This window comes from Lysobacter sp., assembly GCA_013141175.1.
In the GTDB taxonomy this organism is placed as follows: domain Bacteria; phylum Pseudomonadota; class Gammaproteobacteria; order Xanthomonadales; family Xanthomonadaceae; genus Lysobacter_I.
In genome coordinates, this window is the sequence record JABFRN010000001.1 from 347272 (window position 1) to 364154 (window position 16883).

Annotated in this window: 17 protein-coding genes; 9 read left to right on the forward strand and 8 right to left on the reverse strand. The window is 65.2% G+C overall.

Annotated elements, in window-relative coordinates; all coding sequences use genetic code 11:
* Positions 1-31: 31 nt before the first annotated feature.
* Positions 32-1018 carry a LysR family transcriptional regulator gene (locus HOP03_01640; GenBank protein ID NOT86869.1) on the reverse strand — a complete coding sequence of 329 codons (987 nt, stop codon included), beginning with the start codon at positions 1016-1018 and terminating at the stop codon, positions 32-34.
* A gap of 273 nt (positions 1019-1291) precedes the next feature.
* On the opposite strand from HOP03_01640, the gene cobA reads away from it, so the two are divergent.
* On the forward strand, positions 1292-2755 hold the full coding sequence (gene cobA / locus HOP03_01645; protein ID NOT86870.1) for a uroporphyrinogen-III C-methyltransferase: 1464 nt from the start codon (positions 1292-1294) through the stop codon (positions 2753-2755).
* Positions 2756-2882: 127 nt separating this feature from the next.
* Complete coding sequence (gene cysK, locus HOP03_01650) at positions 2883-3842, forward strand: cysteine synthase A (GenBank protein ID NOT86871.1); 960 nt, start codon at positions 2883-2885, stop codon at positions 3840-3842.
* Positions 3843-3991: 149 nt separating this feature from the next.
* Here the strand turns inward: cysK and HOP03_01655 are convergent, their stop codons facing one another.
* Together HOP03_01655 and HOP03_01660 are read right to left on the reverse strand one after the other, a co-directional pair.
* Positions 3992-4753, reverse strand: a complete 762-nt coding sequence (locus HOP03_01655; protein ID NOT86872.1) for a hypothetical protein — start codon at positions 4751-4753, stop codon at positions 3992-3994.
* A gap of 113 nt (positions 4754-4866) precedes the next feature.
* Complete coding sequence (locus tag HOP03_01660) at positions 4867-6282, reverse strand: mannose-1-phosphate guanylyltransferase/mannose-6-phosphate isomerase (GenBank protein ID NOT86873.1); 1416 nt, start codon at positions 6280-6282, stop codon at positions 4867-4869.
* Positions 6283-6348: 66 nt separating this feature from the next.
* On the opposite strand from HOP03_01660, the gene HOP03_01665 reads away from it, so the two are divergent.
* The gene (locus HOP03_01665; GenBank protein ID NOT86874.1) at positions 6349-7359 is read left to right on the forward strand and encodes a phosphotransferase; all 1011 of its coding nucleotides are present in this window, start codon (positions 6349-6351) and stop codon (positions 7357-7359) included.
* A gap of 88 nt (positions 7360-7447) precedes the next feature.
* Positions 7448-8200 carry a nucleotidyltransferase family protein gene (locus HOP03_01670; protein NOT86875.1) on the forward strand — a complete coding sequence of 251 codons (753 nt, stop codon included), beginning with the start codon at positions 7448-7450 and terminating at the stop codon, positions 8198-8200.
* 5 nt (positions 8201-8205) lie between these two features.
* Here HOP03_01670 and hda read toward each other — a convergent pair whose 3' ends face one another.
* The 3 genes from hda to HOP03_01685 are packed head-to-tail and all read right to left on the reverse strand — an operon-like array spanning position 8206 to position 11191.
* Positions 8206-8886: a DnaA regulatory inactivator Hda gene (gene hda / locus HOP03_01675; GenBank protein NOT86876.1), complete on the reverse strand. Its 681-nt coding sequence runs from the start codon at positions 8884-8886 to the stop codon at positions 8206-8208.
* A gap of 32 nt (positions 8887-8918) precedes the next feature.
* A complete protein-coding gene (locus HOP03_01680; GenBank protein NOT86877.1) occupies positions 8919-10100 on the reverse strand; it encodes an AI-2E family transporter in 1182 nt (393 codons plus the stop codon).
* A gap of 8 nt (positions 10101-10108) precedes the next feature.
* Complete coding sequence (locus HOP03_01685; GenBank protein ID NOT86878.1) at positions 10109-11191, reverse strand: DUF2066 domain-containing protein; 1083 nt, start codon at positions 11189-11191, stop codon at positions 10109-10111.
* 286 nt (positions 11192-11477) lie between these two features.
* Here HOP03_01685 and purM point away from each other — a divergent pair, with 286 nt between their 5' ends.
* Genes purM through HOP03_01710 form a run of 5 tightly spaced genes read left to right on the forward strand, consistent with a single transcriptional unit; the run spans position 11478 to position 15107 of the window.
* Complete coding sequence (gene purM / locus HOP03_01690) at positions 11478-12506, forward strand: phosphoribosylformylglycinamidine cyclo-ligase (protein ID NOT86879.1); 1029 nt, start codon at positions 11478-11480, stop codon at positions 12504-12506.
* A gap of 10 nt (positions 12507-12516) precedes the next feature.
* Positions 12517-12939, forward strand: coding sequence for a hypothetical protein (locus tag HOP03_01695; GenBank protein ID NOT86880.1), 423 nt, complete (start codon positions 12517-12519; stop codon positions 12937-12939).
* 1 nt (position 12940) lies between these two features.
* Complete coding sequence (locus HOP03_01700) at positions 12941-13600, forward strand: phosphoribosylglycinamide formyltransferase (protein ID NOT86881.1); 660 nt, start codon at positions 12941-12943, stop codon at positions 13598-13600.
* Between the two features lie 11 nt (positions 13601-13611).
* Positions 13612-14385, forward strand: coding sequence for a DUF3108 domain-containing protein (locus HOP03_01705; protein NOT86882.1), 774 nt, complete (start codon positions 13612-13614; stop codon positions 14383-14385).
* A gap of 20 nt (positions 14386-14405) precedes the next feature.
* A complete protein-coding gene (locus HOP03_01710; protein NOT86883.1) occupies positions 14406-15107 on the forward strand; it encodes a DUF3108 domain-containing protein in 702 nt (233 codons plus the stop codon).
* A gap of 128 nt (positions 15108-15235) precedes the next feature.
* On the opposite strand, the gene murA is transcribed toward HOP03_01710, so the two are convergent.
* Together murA and HOP03_01720 are read right to left on the reverse strand one after the other, a co-directional pair.
* Entirely contained in the window at positions 15236-16495 is a 1260-nt protein-coding gene (gene murA / locus HOP03_01715; protein ID NOT86884.1) for a UDP-N-acetylglucosamine 1-carboxyvinyltransferase, read from the reverse strand.
* A 139-nt stretch (positions 16496-16634) separates the two neighbouring features.
* Positions 16635-16865 carry a BolA family transcriptional regulator gene (locus tag HOP03_01720; protein ID NOT86885.1) on the reverse strand — a complete coding sequence of 77 codons (231 nt, stop codon included), beginning with the start codon at positions 16863-16865 and terminating at the stop codon, positions 16635-16637.
* Between the last annotated feature and the right edge of the window lie 18 nt (positions 16866-16883).

A 16883-nucleotide genomic window follows, 5' to 3' on the forward strand; every position in this document is an offset into this window, starting at 1 on the left:
CTGCATCCGCTGCGCTGTCAAAATCTGCAGATCAGCTCGTGATCACCTGACTCAACTCGGCCCACGTCGGCGGCGCCGGCCACTGCGCGATCTGATTGCCGGCGAGGATCCGGCGCAGGTCATGGCGATCGAGCTGCGGCGCCAGCGCGACCAGCAATTCGACCGTGTAATCGCGCAGCACGCGTTCGCGCGGCAGCACCGCCCATGCGATGCATTCGGGAATCGAGTCCGGCGCCGGCAGCGCGACGAGGTCGGCGTCCTGGATCGCACTCACCGCCATTTCCGCGAGCAGGCCGATACCGATGCCGGCGCGCACATAGGTCTTGATCAGATCCGCGTCGCGCGCGGTCATCGCCAACTGCGGCTCCAGTCCACGCTCGGCGAACGCACGGCGCAGCGAGGACTCGGGACGGATCGAGGATTCATAGCTCACCAGCGGGAAGCCGGCGAGATCGGCCAGCGTCAGCCGCGCACCGGTCCGTGCCAGCGGATGCGCGCGCGGCAACAGCACCACGCGACGCCAGCGGAACATCGGGATCGCGATCCCGTCGGCGGGCGCGTCGCCAGCGGTACTGATCAGGGCGAGATCGGCTTCGCCCCGCGCGAGTTGGGTCAGCACGTCGCCGTCGGCGCTGGGCTGCAGATGGATGCTCAGCTGCGGATACGCCTGATGCACCTGCGAAATCACCGGAGGCAGCACGAAACGCGCCTGGGTGTGGGTGGTGGCGATCAGCAACTGGCCCTGCCCGTCGCGGCGCTGGTTGGCGGCGAAGGCGCGGATGTTCGCCGCTTCGCCCAGCATCTTGCGCGAATGCGCGAGCACCTGGGTGCCGGCGGTCGTAAGTCCTTCCAGACTGCGGCCCTTGCGCACGAACAGCAGGAACCCGAGTTCGTCCTCCAACTGTTTCAGTTGCTTCGACAGGCCCGGCTGGGTCGCATGCACGTGCTCGGCCGCCAACGTGATGTTGAAGCCGGCATCGGCGATCGCGACGAAATAACGCAGCTGGACCAGGGTCATGACGATCGTTCCGGGAAAGCAGGTTTGGAGCGGTGCGGTTGGAGGGGTGCGGTCGTGAGGGATGCGGTCGTGGATGAAGCGACCAGGCTGCCGGGCATGGCCGGGTCGCCTGACATCTCTTTATCCGAATCAAGCGATAGGAATAGCAGATAAGCATTCTGAATGCCCACCGCTCCTTATGCCAAAAAAGCATATGGCCAAGCAATGCCGTCATTTCCAGCACTCTGGCCCCGGAACTACGGTGACCTGTCCCCCTTTGATCCGCAACAGGCCATGTCAGACCCGGTTCCGACCTTGTTCCCGGCCTTCCTCGACCTCCGCGACCGGCCGGTGCTGGTGGTCGGCGGCGGCAGCGTGGCGCGGCGCAAGATCACCGCCCTGCTGCCGACCGGGGCGTTGGTCCGGGTCGGCGCGCCGGAACTGGACCCCGAAGTCGCCATGCTGGTCGCCGAAGGCAGTATCGAACACCTGGACGGCCGCTTCGACCCGGCCTGGCTGGACGGTGTCTGGCTGGTGATCGCCGCCACCGACGAGCCCGACACCAACCGCAGCGTGGCCGAAGCCGCCCATGCACGCAGGATCTGGGCGAACGTGGTCGACGATGCGCCGCTGTGCAGCTTCCAGGTGCCGGCGCGGATCGAGCGCGGCCCGCTGCAGATCGCGATCTCCAGCAGCGGCGGTGCACCGATGCTGGCGCGGCATCTGCGCGAACGCCTGGAAACCGAACTCGACGCGTCGCTCGGCACGCTCGGCCATCTGCTGGTCGAACATCGCCGGCGGATCCGCGCACGCATTCCCGACACCGGCGCACGCCGCCGTTTCTTCGACGCGGTCATGCACAGCGACATCCAGAGCCTGCTCCGTCGCGGCGACACCGCTTCCGCAGAACACGCGCTGCTGGCGTTGATCGACGCCTCGACGAACGTCACCGCCGAGGGCCGCGTTGCGCTGGTCGGCGCGGGTCCCGGCGACGCCGGCCTGCTCACCCTGCGCGGCCTGCGCCTGCTCAACGAGGCCGACGTGATCCTGCACGACCGTCTGGTCAGCGCCGAAGTGCTCGACCTCGCGCGCCGCGATGCCGAGCGCATCGAGGTCGGCAAGGAAGCCGGACATCACCACGTATCTCAGGAAGGCATCCACGCGCTGATGCTCGAACGCGCGCGCGCCGGAAAACGGGTGGTGCGATTGAAGGGCGGCGACGGCTTCATCTTCGGCCGCGGCGGCGAGGAACTCGAATTCCTGCGCGCGCACGGCATCGGCTACGAAGTCGTGCCCGGCATCACCGCCGCGCTGGCCTGCGCCGCGTACGCCGGGATTCCGCTCACCCATCGCGACCATGCGCAGTCGGTACGTTTCGTCACCGCCCATGCGAAAACCGAAGACGACGGCCTGGATTGGGCCGGTTTTGCCCGGGAAAAGCAGACACTCGCGTTCTACATGGGCGTCTCCGGGCTGGAGCGCGTGCGCGCACGCCTGATCGCGCACGGCCGCGCGGCATCCACGCCCTGCGCACTGGTCGAAAACGGCTCGCGCGCCGAACAGCGCGTCGTCGTGGGCACGCTCGACGATCTGCCCGCGCTGGCGCGCCGTCACGACGTGCGTTCGCCTGCGCTGCTGTTCGTTGGCGAAGTCGCCGCGCTTGCCGCGCAACTGCACTGGTTCGGCGCCGCACCGCTCGGCATGTCCGAGGATGTCGCGGCAGCGCCGCCAACGCCCGCACTGGCGGAAGCGGCATGACGAGGCGCAGGTTCATTCATCTTCGATGTCGATGACCGCTGCCGTCATCACTGCACGTTCGATCGCAATAAATACGTCTTTTCCGATGCCCTGTTTTTTCGAACCCGATACGACCCAGGAATTCCCCATGGCTCTCTACGACAACATTCTCGACACCATCGGCCGCACACCCATCGTCAAATTGCACCGCATCGCGCCGAAGCACGTCACGCTCTACGCGAAAGTCGAATCGTTCAATCCCGGCGGCTCGGTCAAGGACCGTCTCGCACTGGCGATCGTGCTCGATGCCGAACGCCGCGGCACGCTGAAGCCCGGACAGACCATCGTCGAAGCGACCTCGGGCAACACCGGCGTCGCGCTGGCGATGGTCGCTGCCGCGCGCGGTTATCCGTTCGTCGCGATCATGACCGAAACCTTCTCGATCGAACGCCGCAAACTGATGCGCGCCTACGGTGCGAAAGTCATCCTCACGCCGGCCGCCGAACGCGGCAGCGGCATGGTCCGCAAAGCGAAGGAACTGGCGGAAAAGCACGGCTGGTTCCTCGCCAGCCAGTTCGAGAACGAAGCCAACCCCGCGTATCACCGCAGCACCACCGGTCCGGAAATCCTCCAGGATTTCGCCGGCAAGCGCCTCGACTATTTCGTCAGCGGCTGGGGCACCGGCGGCACCATCACCGGCGCTGGCGAAATGCTGAAACTCGCGCGCCCCGACATCAGGATCATCAGCACCGAACCTGCGGGCGCTGCGTTGCTTTCGGGCCAGGAATGGAAACCGCACAAGATCCAGGGCTGGACCCCGGACTTCCTGCCGGCGGTGCTCAGCCGCACGATCGCCGACGAAATCATTCTGATCGACGATGTGCTCGCCCGCGACACCTCGCGCCGCCTCGCGGCCGAAGAAGGCATCTTCGTCGGCATCTCCGCTGGCGCGACCGCCGCCGCTGCGATCAAGGCCGCCGAATCCGCCCCCGAAGGTTCGGTGCTGCTCACGATGCTGCCCGACACCGGCGAACGCTATCTCTCGACCTTCCTGTTCGAAGGTGTGAACGAAGGCTCGGACGACGAGTGGTTGGCTTCATTGGGTTGAACACGCAGCGTAGCTCGTAGCCCGGACGCGTTGCGCTCACGGCTACGAAACTAAGCTGATACATCTGGTGTAGGACGGAATTGCCTGCGGCGGTTCCGCCCTACACCGTATCGCGTTTGCCCCTCTTCGGCAGCTCTTCAAAAGCGTGGCTAGCCATCCGCACAGCGGGTTCCGCCCTGTAACTCTGGAAAAACAAACACGATCTCATTCTTAACCAGATTGTAGATCCAGACCCTACGGAACGCGGATTCGTCGATGTTATTGCATACCTCCCTCGCAGCGAGCTTGAATTCTTGCTCGTCAGGCAGCAGATCCCAGTCGACATAAGCCAATAGCTCTATTTGACAGTTCGCCTCGTAGCTCTTTCCAAATTTTGCAGAGATGGCATACCGAGTCGGATCAGTCAGATATCCAAACCCGGAAACATAGAAAGAAGGACCATCTAATGTTGTTTTTTTTACCCTGATGGTATGCAAAGTCGGCATAAGATCTGGGTCGAACCTGATGACGAACTCCGACAAATACTGACGACATGACAACAAGATATCGAAAGCGGACCGAAATATTTTTCTCCTTTGATCCATGCTTGAACCCGGAGAAAAATCAAAGCTTATGAATGCATAATGATACCGCTCATCGAACCTGCATTTTTCATCTGAAGGCAATCCTAAATAAAACTGCCGGAGCGCACCTTTTGTCAGCTCTTGGATATCGATACGTCTCAAGGTCTGCTGATCAATTAGGCGAGTGATCTCGAAAGCCATTTCTTTACCGGATCGCGACACACAGTGAATATCGGGCTGTGGAGGGGAGCGAGACTCAATAGATCCATCATCGATTTCCAACGGACAGATGCGCACGAATGACCGGAAGACTTCCAGCTCTCGCTCAGACTGTTCTAGGCGCGTCATGTTTTCTCCTTTGCCGCTTTGAGAAGCCCCCTCACCCGCCCTGTCGGGCACCCTCTCCCCGCTTTGCGGGGAGAGGGAAGAGTGAGCGCATCGAGTGAGGGTGAGCGGCTCTCTCACCCCCGCCCATACACATCCTCATACCGCACGATATCGTCCTCGCCGAGATAATCGCCCGACTGCACTTCGATCAGTTCCAGCATCTCGTCGCCTGGATTCTCAAGCCGATGCTTGGCACCGATCGGAATATACGTGGACTGATTCGCGAACAATTCGAACACATCGTTGTTGCGGGTCACGCGTGCCGTACCGCGCACGACGATCCAGTGCTCGGCGCGGCGATTGTGCGACTGCAGCGATAGTGCTGCGCCCGGTTTGACCTTGATGCGTTTGACCTGGAAGCCGGCGCCGGCATCCACGGAGTCATAGCTGCCCCACGGACGATGGACTTCGCGATGCAGCGCGGCCTGGCTGCGCTGTTCGGCCTTCAGCCGCGCCACCACCTGTTTCACTTCCTGCACCTTGTCTTTCGCGGCGACCAGCACCGCGTCGTCGGTTTCGACCACGATCAGATCGTCGACGCCGACCAGCGCCACCAGCCGCTGCGCGTAGGCGTAGCTGTTGCGGCTGTCGATGGCGATCACGTCGCCGTGGTGCGCGTTGCCGTCGGCATCCTGTTCGCTCACATCCCACAGCGCCGACCACGAGCCGACATCGTTCCAGCCGATATCGACCGGCAGCACCATCGCCGCGTCGGTCTTCTCCATCACCGCGTAGTCGATCGATTCCGACGGCGATGCGGCGAAGGCGTCGCGATCGAGGCGCAGGAACTCGCCATCGGGATCGAGGTGCTCGCACGCGGCGCGCGCGGCGGCGAGGATGTCGGGACGATATTTGCCGAGTTCCTCGATGAAGCGCGACGCGCGGAACAGGAACATGCCGCTGTTCCAGTAATAGCCGCCTTCATCGAGATAACGCTGCGCGGTGGCGGCGTCGGGTTTTTCGACGAAGCGCAGCACTTTGCGCACGCCTTCACCCGTATCCGCGTGGATATAACCGAAGCCGGTTTCCGGCGCCTGCGGCACGATCCCGAACGTCACCAGCGCGCCGGCTTCGGCGGCCGGCGCGGCAGCGGCCACCGCCGCACGGAACGCGGCATCGTCGCGCACCACATGATCCGACGGGAGCACCAGCAGCAGCGGGTCGCCATTCTGGTGCTGCGGATCGGCCCGCGCGATCAGCGCCGCAGCGGCGATGGCAGGGGCGGTATTGCGTCCGACCGGCTCCAGCACGATCCGCGGGGTCGGCGCGCCGATCACCCGCAGTTGCTCGGCGACCAGGAAGCGATGGTCCTCGTTGGCGACGACGATCGGGGCAAGGGACGACAGCGCCGCAACCCGGCGCCACGTGGCCTGCAGCATGGTGTCGTCGCCGACCAGCGGCAGGAACTGCTTCGGGTAGGCCTCGCGCGAGAGCGGCCAGAGCCGGGTTCCGGACCCGCCGGACAACAACACCGCCTGCACTGCGACCATGACCCGCTCCCGAAAACGATGCCCGGCAGTTTACCCTGTCGTCTTTGTCGCCCTCGCCCGTCCCGCATGACCCTCGACATCGAATCAGACCCCCGTGCCACCGCCCGCACCGCATGGGCACGCAACGCCACCGGTGAGCCTGCGCTCGACCTCGAACGCGCCTCGATGGACGCGGGCTTCCGCAGCTACTGGCGCGGGCGGCCTGCAGAGGGCGCACTCGCTTCCAACAGCGTGATCGTCATGGATTCGCCGCCGGACAAGGAGGATGTGCGGCCGTGGCTGCACATCCGCACGCTGCTCGAAGCCGGCGGCGTGCGCGTGCCGCGGGTGCTGTCCGAGGATGTCGGACACGGCTTCCTGCTGCTGGAAGACCTGGGTCGCGACACCTATCTGCACGTGATCGACGCCGACAACGCCGATGCGCTGTTCGACGATGCGGTCACGCAGTTGCTGACCCTGCAGGCGATCGCGCCGCCGGACGACCTGCCGGTCTACGATGAGGCGATGCTGGCCCGCGAACTGAAACTGTTCGACGAGTGGTTTCTCGGCCGGCATCTCGGCGTGACCCTCGACTGCGGCGATCTGGAAAACCTCGAACTGGTCTACCGTCAGTTGATCGACGCGGCATTGGCGCAGTCGCAGGTGCTGGTGCATCGCGACTTCATGCCGCGCAATCTGATGCCGGCCGACGACGGCCCGGCCGTGCTGGATTTCCAGGACGCCGTGCGCGGGCCGATCGCCTACGATGCGCTGAGCCTGTTCAAGGACGCCTTCCTGAGCTGGCCACGGGACCGCGTCGATGCCTGGCTGGATCGCTACCACGCCCGCGCCATCGCCGCCGGCCTGCCGGTGCCGACGCTGGCGCGTTTCCGCCGCGATGCGGACTGGATCGGCGTACAGCGTCACCTGAAAGTGATGGGCATCTTCGCGCGGCTGAATTACCGCGACGCCAAGCCGAAGTACCTCGAAGACGCGCCGCGCTTCCTCGCCTATCTCGACGGTGTGGTGCCGAAGTATCCGGAACTGGCGCCGCTGGGCGAGTTGCTGGATCGGCACGTGCGACCGGCGTACGGCTGATCCCCGTGCGCCTCGTGCCGACCGGCACAATTCTTGCTTACGAACTCATGGCACAGTGCCCGGTACGCCGCTGGGGGGAGACAGCGCCATGAAAGCCTTGATTTTCGCTGCCGGGCTGGGCGAACGGATGCGGCCACTCACCGACACCACGCCGAAACCGCTGCTGACGGTCGGCGGCAAACCGCTGATCGTGTGGCATCTGCAGAAACTCGCGTCGATCGGCATCCACGATGCCGTGATCAACACCAGTTGGCTGGCGAAACGGTTCCCGGAAACGCTGGGCGACGGCAGCCAGTTCGGGATGCACCTGGAATACACCTACGAAGGCCCGACGCCGTTGGAAACCGGCGGCGGCATGTGGCACGCACTGCCGTTGCTCGGGCGCGAACGCATCAGCGAAGAACCCTTCATCGCCATCAATGGCGACATCTGGACCGATTACGACTTCGCGAAGTTGCCGCTCGATCCCGTCGGCGACGCGCATCTGGTGATGGTCGACAACCCCGGGCACAATCCGCGCGGCGATTTCTCCCTGCTGCGCGACGGACAACTGCTGAGCGCCGCGCCGCACCCCGAAGAAATCGCCGAAACCGGCGATGCCGGCACGCGCCTGACCTTCGCCGGCATCGGCGTGTATCGCCCGAGCCTGTTCGACGACTGGCGCCGCATCATCGGCGACGCACCCGGTGCACGCGACAAACAGCCGCGCTTCAAACTCGCGCCGCTGCTGCGCGCAGCGATGAACTGCAGCGCCGTCAGCGGCGAACATCACACCGGGCGATGGACGGACGTGGGTACGCCGGAGCGGTTGGCGGAATTGAACGGCGCACTTGGCGCCTGAGCGGATCAGCCGCCCAGCACGCTGCGCAGGAAGGGCACCGTCAACCGCCGCTGCGCCGCAAGCGATTCGCGGTCGAGACGATCGAGCAACATTGTCAAACTGACCAGATCGCGATCCACGCGTTTGAGCAGCCAATCGATCGCGGCATCTTCGAGTTGCAGGCCGCGTCGCTGCGCTCGCACGCGCAGGACTTCGGCGCGGCCATCGTCGTCCAGCGGTTCCAGTGCGATCCGCGCGCATTGCGACAGCCGCGAGCGCAGGTCCGGCAGCACCAGATCGAGGGCATCGGGCATCACCCGCGCCGCGTACAGCAGGCTTCGCCCGGCATCGCGCGCGCGGTTGTGCGCATCGAACAGCGCGACCTCGTCCTCACGATCGCCGGCAACCGCTTCCAGCCCGTCGAGCGCGACGAGATCTGCGTGTTCGAAAGCATCGAGCGCATCGCGCAGGCGACCCGCTGCGGCGGCCAACGGCAGGTAGGCGGTGCGGCGACCGGCCGCCTCGGCCTCGGCGCAGGTCGCCAGCAGAAGATGGCTTTTCCCGGTGGATGCCGCGCCAGCGATGTAAACGCCGCCAGCGACGACGTGTCCCTGCGCCAGCGCGAGCAATTGCGCGCGCATGCCATCGGGCGCGGCGACATAGGTTTCGAAACGCTGGTCGGGCGGAAACCGCAGCGCCAGCGGCAACTGCGCCGCCGGCGCGGAAAGCGGACGTTCGTTCACGCGGGATCCGTCGGCTCCGCCGCATCGGCATCGCGGGAATGGTGCGAAGCGGCGATCTCGATCTTCGGCGTATCCGGTACGTCGCCGAGGTAGAAACGACTGGCGGTGTAGCCCGCATGCACGTGCCGGATCAGCACATTCGCGACCGACGCCACCGGCAGCGCCAGCAGCATGCCGAGGAAGCCGAACAGCGTGCCGCCGGCCATCACCGAGAATACGACGGTGACCGGACTCAGGCCGACGCGGTCGCCCACCAGCTTCGGCGTCAGCACATAACTTTCGAGCACCTGGCCCACGCCCCAGACCGCGAGCACGCCCGCGAGATGCTGCCAGTCGCCGAACTGCATCAACGCTGCGGCGCTGCCTCCGATCAGCACGGTGGTCGGGCCGATATAGGGAATGAAGGTGAGCAGGCCCGCGAGCACGCCGATCAGCACGCCCACTTCCAGCCCCACGCCCCACAGGCCAATGGCATAGAACACGCCCATCGCCAGCATCACCATGAACTGGCCACGCAGGAAACTGCCGAGCACGGAATCGGATTCTTTCGCGAGCTGGGTGACGATCTCGATGCGATTGCGCGGTACGAGCCCCGCGATACGCTGCACCAGCTTGTCCCAGTCGCGCAGGAAGAAGAACGTGATGAACGGGATCAACACCAGATTCGCGAACCAACCCAGCACCGCGAAGCCGGACTGGGTCACGTACGTCAGCACCTGGGTCGCGATGCCGCTGGCGCCTTTCCAGTTCCGCTTGAGCATTTCCAGCAGGTAGTCGGGATCGAGCCAGGTGGTGACGTTCAGGCCGGTCTTGGCCTGCAGCCAAGGCAACCCGGTGCGGACGATCCACTCGATATAAGTCGGCACCAGTTTCGCCAACACCATGACCTGGTCCTGGATCACCGGCACCAGGATCAGCACCAGCACGATCAGGATCAGCACCATCAACGTGAACACAAGAGCGACGGCGCTGTTGCGGGACAATCCTCGCTGCTGCAGGCGGCCGACCACCGGGTCGCCCATCCAGGCCAGCAGCATCGACGCCGCGAACGGCGTCAGCGCCGGGGTCATCACCCAGATCAGCGCGCCCACGCCCAGCAGCAGCAGCGCCCACTGCAGGCGCCGGAAGAAGGTGGCGATCTCGTCGATCGACCCGGCCTTGAAGGAACCATCGTTCATCGGTGTTCTCAGCGCAGGTCGAACGTCGGCACGTCGCTGCCTTCGGTATTGTCGCTGCCGACCAGGATGCCGCGACTGCCGATCATCTTGCGGAAACCGGGCAGGCCGCTGATCAGATCCAGCTCCAGCAGCAGGCCGTCGGGACCGGCGCTGATCGGCCGTACTTTGCGGACGACCGAAATCTCCTGCAGGTGACCCATCAGCCGGATGTAGTCGTCGGCGCTGTCGATTCCGGTGAAGCGCACGCGATACGCACCGGCCGGGCCGGAAGCGCCGCTGCCGCGGGCATAGCGGCGGATCAATGCATCGGCGGTGCCGTCGGCGCCGGCGGACATCGCGGCGCGGGCATCGGAATTCTCGGAAGACCATTTCGACAGCACGCGACCGCCATCGACGAAGATCCAGTCGGCCTTCCAGCCGCTGCCTTTGCGGTAAAGCTTGCCGATCAACTGCATCGGTGGGCTGTAGCGGGCGGACGTGCGGGCGATGGCGCCGGTGTCGCCGCGCCAGATCGCGCCGACGGCGGCCTGTTCGGCAGCGTTGCCCGACGGCAGGCCGAGACGGTAACCGCGCTCGATCGCGCGGTCGAGCACCGTACGCGCGGCGTTGCTCTGGCCCACCGCGACCAGACGCGGGCCCTTGCCATCGTCGATCGCCAGCCACAGCACCGGTTTGGGCCGCGGCTGCGGCCAGATGGGCAGACCCAGCGCGCCGATGATGCCGTCGACCTTCGCGCGATCGAACCGCACCACCAGCATGGTCTTGAAGGTCGGCGTGCCGGTCGAGGACACGCCCTGATCCTGACGGTAGTCGTAGCCGTCGACATATTCCTTGGCGCGGCGGAGTTCCTGTCCGACGCCGGGCCGGCCGGTCGCGCCGCGATCGCCGCTGATCTTCGCCAGCACCTGCGCCAGCGCGCGGGCGAAGCCGTTGTTGCGTTCGGTGTCGGTCTGGCTGTTGACCGGGACTTCGGCCTCATAGATGCCGCTGGCTGCGGCGCGGTCGCCCTCGACCCGCTGGGCGTGGGCCATCGGCGCCAACAGCGCGAACGCAAGGCCGAAGCCCAGCATCGTGCCGATTACATGGCGCATACGCACCGGCCACCGCACCGACCTTTCACTCGACTGCCGCATTTTCACGTCCCGAACCAAGGCTATCGGCGGAAATGGTGCCACAAGAAGGGGGAGCCTTGGCCCACGACTGCAATCTTTCGGTGTTGGAGCGGCGCCATTTCTGTCGATCCGGGACATGGTCTGAAGGCGCGCAATGGCGGGCCAGGGCCGTCCCCGTATCTAGTACGGGGCGGGCTCCACTACAATTCCGCCTTTCCGCGCACCGCGAAGCACCGTGACCCAGACCCCGCCCGCCCCCGCAGGAATGACCTACCGCGACGCCGGTGTCGATATCGATGCAGGCAACGAAGTCGTCGAGCGCATCAAACCGTTGGTGAAGCGCAGCTTCCGGCCCGAGGTGATGGGCGGACTCGGCGGTTTCGGCGCGCTGTTCGACCTCTCGGGCAAGTACAAAGAGCCGGTATTGGTTTCCGGCACCGATGGCGTCGGCACCAAACTCAAGCTCGCGCAGCAGTTGAACCGCCACGACACCATCGGGATCGATCTGGTGGCGATGTGCGTGAACGACGTGCTGGTACAGGGCGCCGAACCACTGTTCTTCCTGGACTATTTCGCCACCGGCAAACTCGATGTCGACACCACCGTGGCCGTGGTCGGCGGCATCGCCAAGGGCTGCGAACTGTCCGGCTGCGCACTGATCGGCGGCGAAACCGCGGAAATGCCCGACATGTATCCGCCGGGCGAATACGATCTCGCCGGTTTCTGCGTGGCCGGCGTCGAAAAATCGAAGCTCCTCGACGGCGCCAAGGTGCGCGCAGGCGATGTGCTGATCGGCATCGCTTCCAGCGGTCCGCACTCCAACGGCTACTCGCTGATCCGCCGGATCTACGATCGCGCCGGCCGCCCCGCCGACCTCGACCTCGGCGGCGGCGTGACACTGGTCGATGCACTGATGGCGCCGACGCGCCTGTACGTCAAACCGATCCTAGAACTGCTTGCAGGCACGCACGGCGGCGATGTCAACGCGATGGCGCACATCACCGGCGGCGGTCTGACCGAAAACATCATCCGCGTCGTGCCCGATGGCCTCGGGCTGAGCATCGACGCTTCCTCATGGCCGCTGCCGCCGGTGTTCGAATGGCTGCAGCGCGAGGGCGATGTGTCGCGCGAAGAGATGTGGCGCACCTTCAACTGCGGTATCGGCTTCGTGTTGATCGCACCACCGACTGCGGCGCCCGCACTGGAAAGCGAACTCGATCGCCTGGCGCTGCCGCACTGGCGCATCGGCGAAATCAGCACGCACGACAACGGCGAGCGCGTACGGATCGACTGAGGAAACAGCGATGAACGGACAGAATACGATCGCGTCGGAAACCACCGCGCAGGAACTCGAACATCTGCGGATGCTGTCGATCTTCCACTACATCGTCGGCGGGATCACCGCGCTGTTCTCGCTGATCCCGGTGATCCACCTCGTGATCGGGCTGGCGATGGTGACCGGGAGACTGGAAGGCACCGATCCCGAAGCCCGCCTCTTCGGCTGGCTGTTCGTGATCTTCGCTGGCGTGTTCATCGCCTGCGGCATGACGCTCGCGGGCTTCATCGTCCATGCCGGACGCTGTCTTCAGCAGCGACGCCGGCACACGCTCTGCATGGTCGTTGCCGCGCTCAGCTGCATGATGATGCCGTTCGGCACCATCCTCGGCGTGTTCACGCTGGTCACCATCACCAAACCGTCGGTGAAAGCCTTGTTCGCCGCACACTGAGATGGCAGTTCCGCGCCTTGCGGTTCTCGCCTCCGGCGCCGGCACCAACCTGCAGGCACTGATCGACGCCATCGTTTCCGGGGAACTATCCGCGCGGATCGTCGGCGTGTTCTCGGACAAGCCGGCATCGCCCGCGATGCAGCGCGCCGTCGAAGCGGGCGTTCCGGCGACCGCGCTGTCGCCGAAAGCATTCGCATCGCGCGCAGCGTTCGACGCCGCGTTGTTTGCAGCCATCGATGCGGCACAGCCGGATCTGATCGTCTGCGCCGGCTACATGCGGCTGATCTCTGCGGCGGAAGTCGAGGCGCGACCGGATCGCATGATCAATCTGCATCCCTCGCTGTTGCCGGCGTTCAAGGGACTGCACACGCACCAGCAGGCACTTGACGCGGGTGTACTCGAACACGGCGCCAGCGTGCATGTGGTCACCGCCGATCTCGACGGCGGCCCGGTGATCGCCCGGGCACGGGTCCCCGTGCTGCCCGGCGACAGCGCCGAAACGCTCGCGGCGCGGGTGCGCGAACAGGAACACCCGCTGCTGGTCGAAACGGTGCGACTGCTCGGCGAAGGCCGGTTGCGGCTGGGCGGAGGGCGCATCTGCCTGAACGACAGAGCGCTTGAGGCCCCCCTTCAGCTGGGAGCCAACCGGCAACTCGCATGATGCCGCCCGTCATGCGCCCACTTTCCGCCCTCCCCGCCCTGATCCTCTTCTGTGCACTCTTCTGTGCGCTGCCCCAGGGTCATGCGCAAGATGGCCCGGCACAAGCGAGCCTCCCACCGTCCGTATCGGAGATTCCCACGCCGGTACTGGAACCCTTCCTCGCCACCTACGAGGCGCAATACCACGGGAAACCGGCCGGCAGCGCCACGATGCGGGTAGTCCACGACCACGACGCGCAGTGGCGTGTCGACCTCGGCATCGAAGGCCGTCGCGGCATGGCGGGGGTGCTGGGCCTGAACCTGCAGCAGAGCACCGCTTTCGATGTCATCGACGATGCCTACCGCCCGCTTGGTCAGAGCACCGTCCGCAAAGGCCTGTTCCTGGGCCGCAAGACGGTCGGCACCTATGACTGGAACAAGGCCAGCGCGCGCTGGCACGGCGACCTCAAACCGCAGCACCGGCAGCCCGTCGCCCTGCAACCGGGCGATATGAGCGGCCTGCTGATCAATCTCGCGATCATCCGCGACGCCCGCCCGGGCGCTGTCCTGCGCTATCGTTTCGTCGAAGGCGGCCGGGTCCGCGAGCACATCTACCAGGTCGCGGCCGAACCGGAGACGGTAACGCTGGGCGAGCTGAGCTACACGACCCTGCGCGTCGCCCGTACCAATGGCGGCAACGACGACACCGTCGTCTGGGTCGCCCAAGGCGTACCGACCCCGGTGCGCATCCTGCAGCGCGAGGACGGCGAGGATGCCGTCGACCTGCGCCTGATCGAATACAAATGATCCATCCCCCAAGGACCGCCATGACCCTCGCCGGCTTCTCCCCCATCGTCCGCAGCCTGCTGCTCACCGCAACGCTGGTCGCTGCGTCCGCGATGGCGGCTCCCGCGCGCGCGCTGGAACCTTTTGCCGCCGACTACCAGGCCAGCTACATGGGCCTGTCGGCCAACGGCCGCATGACCATCGAGGCGCAGGGCGGCAATCAGTGGAAATACACGCTGAAGATCAGCAATCAGGTCGCGCAGCTGACCCAGACCACCGTATTCGAGGACCGCGACGGCCAGTGGCGCCCGCTCACCGGCACCGATGCCTCGCTGCTGCTGGTCAAGAAGATCCGCCGCAATGCGGTCTACGACTGGGCCAAGGGCGAAGCGCGCTGGAGCGGCGACATCAAACCCGAACGCGCCGGTCCGGTGTCGCTGCAGGCCGGCGACGTCGACGGCCTGCTGATGAACCTCGCCATCGCCCGCGATGCCATCGCCGGCAAACCGCTGCGTTACCGCATGGTCGACGAAGGCCGCGCGAAGCCGATGAGCTTCACCGTCGCCGGCAAGGAAAGCATCAGCATCGGCGGCAAACCGCGCCAAGCGACCAAACTGGTCAGCACCAACGGCAACAAACAGATGCTGATCTGGGTGGTCGAGGGCTTGGCGCTGCCGGCGCGCATCCTCCAGCGCAAGGATGGCAAGGACGATATCGATCTGAAGATCGTGTCGGTGAAGTGATCGGCTTCGGCTGGAGGCTGGAGGATCGCCCGATATTCCCGAGAAAATCCCATCAGGCCGAAGACCAAAAAAGCCCTGGAAATCCAGGGCTTTTTCGTTGCTGAAACTTCGATCGCCGAAACCCGCGATCAACCGATCCGCTTGATCTTCGCGCCCAGCGCCGACAGTTTCGCCTCGATCCGTTCGTAACCACGGTCGAGGTGATAGATGCGGTCGATGATCGTATCGCCATCGGCCACCAGGCCGGCGAGAATCAACGAGGCCGAAGCGCGCAGGTCGGTCGCCATCACCGGTGCGCCGCTCAGCTGCGGCAAGCCGCGCACGATCGCGGTATGACCTTCGATGCGGATATCGGCGCCCAGACGATGCAGTTCCTGCACGTGCATGAAGCGATTCTCGAAGATCGTTTCGCTGATGACACTCACGCCATCCGCGACGCAGTTCAGCGCCATGAACTGCGCCTGCATATCGGTCGGGAAACCCGGATGCGGCGCGGTGGCGATGTTCACCGCTTTCGGGCGCTTGCCGTGCATGTCGAGGGTGATGCTGTCGCCGTCCTCGGTGATTTCAGCGCCAGCTTCGATCAGTTTGTCGATCACCGCATCCAGAGTGTCCGGACGTGCGGCGCGGCAGACGATCCGGCCGCCGGTCATCGCCGCCGCGACAAGAAAGGTGCCGGTTTCGATGCGGTCGGCGACCACATCGTGCTTCCCACCATGCAGGCGCTCGACGCCGTGCACGGTGATGCGATTGCTGCCGGCGCCTTCGATCTTCGCGCCCATCGCGATCAGGCAATCGGCCAGATCGACGATTTCCGGCTCCATGGCGGCGTTTTCCAGCACGCTCACGCCATCGGCGAGGGTGGCCGCCATCAATACATTTTCGGTCGCGCCCACGCTGACCATGTCGAACACGACGCGCCCGCCTTTCAGACGTTCGGCCTTGGCCTTGATGAAACCGTGATCGACGCTGACCTCGGCCCCGAGCGCCTGCATGCCCTTGATGTGCTGGTCGACCGGGCGCGAACCGATCGCGCAACCGCCGGGCAACGACACTTCCGCCGCGCCGTAGCGCGCGAGCAACGGCCCGAGCACCAGCACCGACGCGCGCATGGTCTTCACCAGCTCGTATGGAGCGACGTGACTGTTGACGCTGCGCGCATCGACGCGGACATGGCCGTTGTCGATGTCGTGATCGACCTGGGCGCCGAGTTCGCGCAACAGTTTGATCGTGGTCACCACATCGTGCAGATGCGGCACGTTGCCGATGTCGACCGGCCCGTCGGCGAGCAAGGTCGCGCACAGGATCGGCAATACCGCGTTCTTCGCGCCGGAAATACGGACTTCGCCGTGGAGCGGCACGCCGCCGGTGACTACGATTTTCTGCATGGTCTTCTTCGGGTAGGGGCGGCTTTTGTAGGCGCTGCTTTTGTGGGAGCGGCTTCAGCCACGAGCTTTTCTTGCAACGGGTGGTACGGCATCACAAGATCGCGGCTGAAGCCGCTCCTACGAAGCCATCGAAAAAACGTCAACCCGCTTCTTCCGGCGTGAGCGTCTTCAACGACAGCGCGTGGATCGCGCCGCCCATCAATTCGCCGAGCGTGGCATAGACCATGCGGTGGCGGGCCAGCGGCAACTTGCCCTTGAAGGCATCGCAGACCACCAGCGCCTCGAAATGCACCCCGTCGTCGCCCTGCACGAGGGCCTGGGCGCCGGGCAGGCCCTGTTCGATCAGTTCGCGGATGGTGTCGGGGGTCATCGGAGGGTCTGGGTCCTG

Coding starts and splice junctions, on each gene's coding strand:
- HOP03_01685 (NOT86878.1), bottom strand. CDS start 11,191: ATGCGCCATGTAATCGGCACGATGCTGGGCTTCGGCCTTGCGTTCGCG.
- HOP03_01710 (NOT86883.1), top strand. CDS start 14,406: ATGACCCTCGCCGGCTTCTCCCCCATCGTCCGCAGCCTGCTGCTCACC.
- HOP03_01655 (NOT86872.1), bottom strand. CDS start 4,753: ATGACGCGCCTAGAACAGTCTGAGCGAGAGCTGGAAGTCTTCCGGTCA.
- HOP03_01700 (NOT86881.1), top strand. CDS start 12,941: ATGGCAGTTCCGCGCCTTGCGGTTCTCGCCTCCGGCGCCGGCACCAAC.
- HOP03_01670 (NOT86875.1), top strand. CDS start 7,448: ATGAAAGCCTTGATTTTCGCTGCCGGGCTGGGCGAACGGATGCGGCCA.
- HOP03_01665 (NOT86874.1), top strand. CDS start 6,349: ATGACCCTCGACATCGAATCAGACCCCCGTGCCACCGCCCGCACCGCA.
- HOP03_01660 (NOT86873.1), bottom strand. CDS start 6,282: ATGGTCGCAGTGCAGGCGGTGTTGTTGTCCGGCGGGTCCGGAACCCGG.
- HOP03_01680 (NOT86877.1), bottom strand. CDS start 10,100: ATGAACGATGGTTCCTTCAAGGCCGGGTCGATCGACGAGATCGCCACC.
- HOP03_01705 (NOT86882.1), top strand. CDS start 13,612: ATGCGCCCACTTTCCGCCCTCCCCGCCCTGATCCTCTTCTGTGCACTC.
- cysK (NOT86871.1), top strand. CDS start 2,883: ATGGCTCTCTACGACAACATTCTCGACACCATCGGCCGCACACCCATC.
- cobA (NOT86870.1), top strand. CDS start 1,292: ATGTCAGACCCGGTTCCGACCTTGTTCCCGGCCTTCCTCGACCTCCGC.
- murA (NOT86884.1), bottom strand. CDS start 16,495: ATGCAGAAAATCGTAGTCACCGGCGGCGTGCCGCTCCACGGCGAAGTC.
- HOP03_01695 (NOT86880.1), top strand. CDS start 12,517: ATGAACGGACAGAATACGATCGCGTCGGAAACCACCGCGCAGGAACTC.
- HOP03_01640 (NOT86869.1), bottom strand. CDS start 1,018: ATGACCCTGGTCCAGCTGCGTTATTTCGTCGCGATCGCCGATGCCGGC.
- HOP03_01720 (NOT86885.1), bottom strand. CDS start 16,865: ATGACCCCCGACACCATCCGCGAACTGATCGAACAGGGCCTGCCCGGC.
- purM (NOT86879.1), top strand. CDS start 11,478: ATGACCTACCGCGACGCCGGTGTCGATATCGATGCAGGCAACGAAGTC.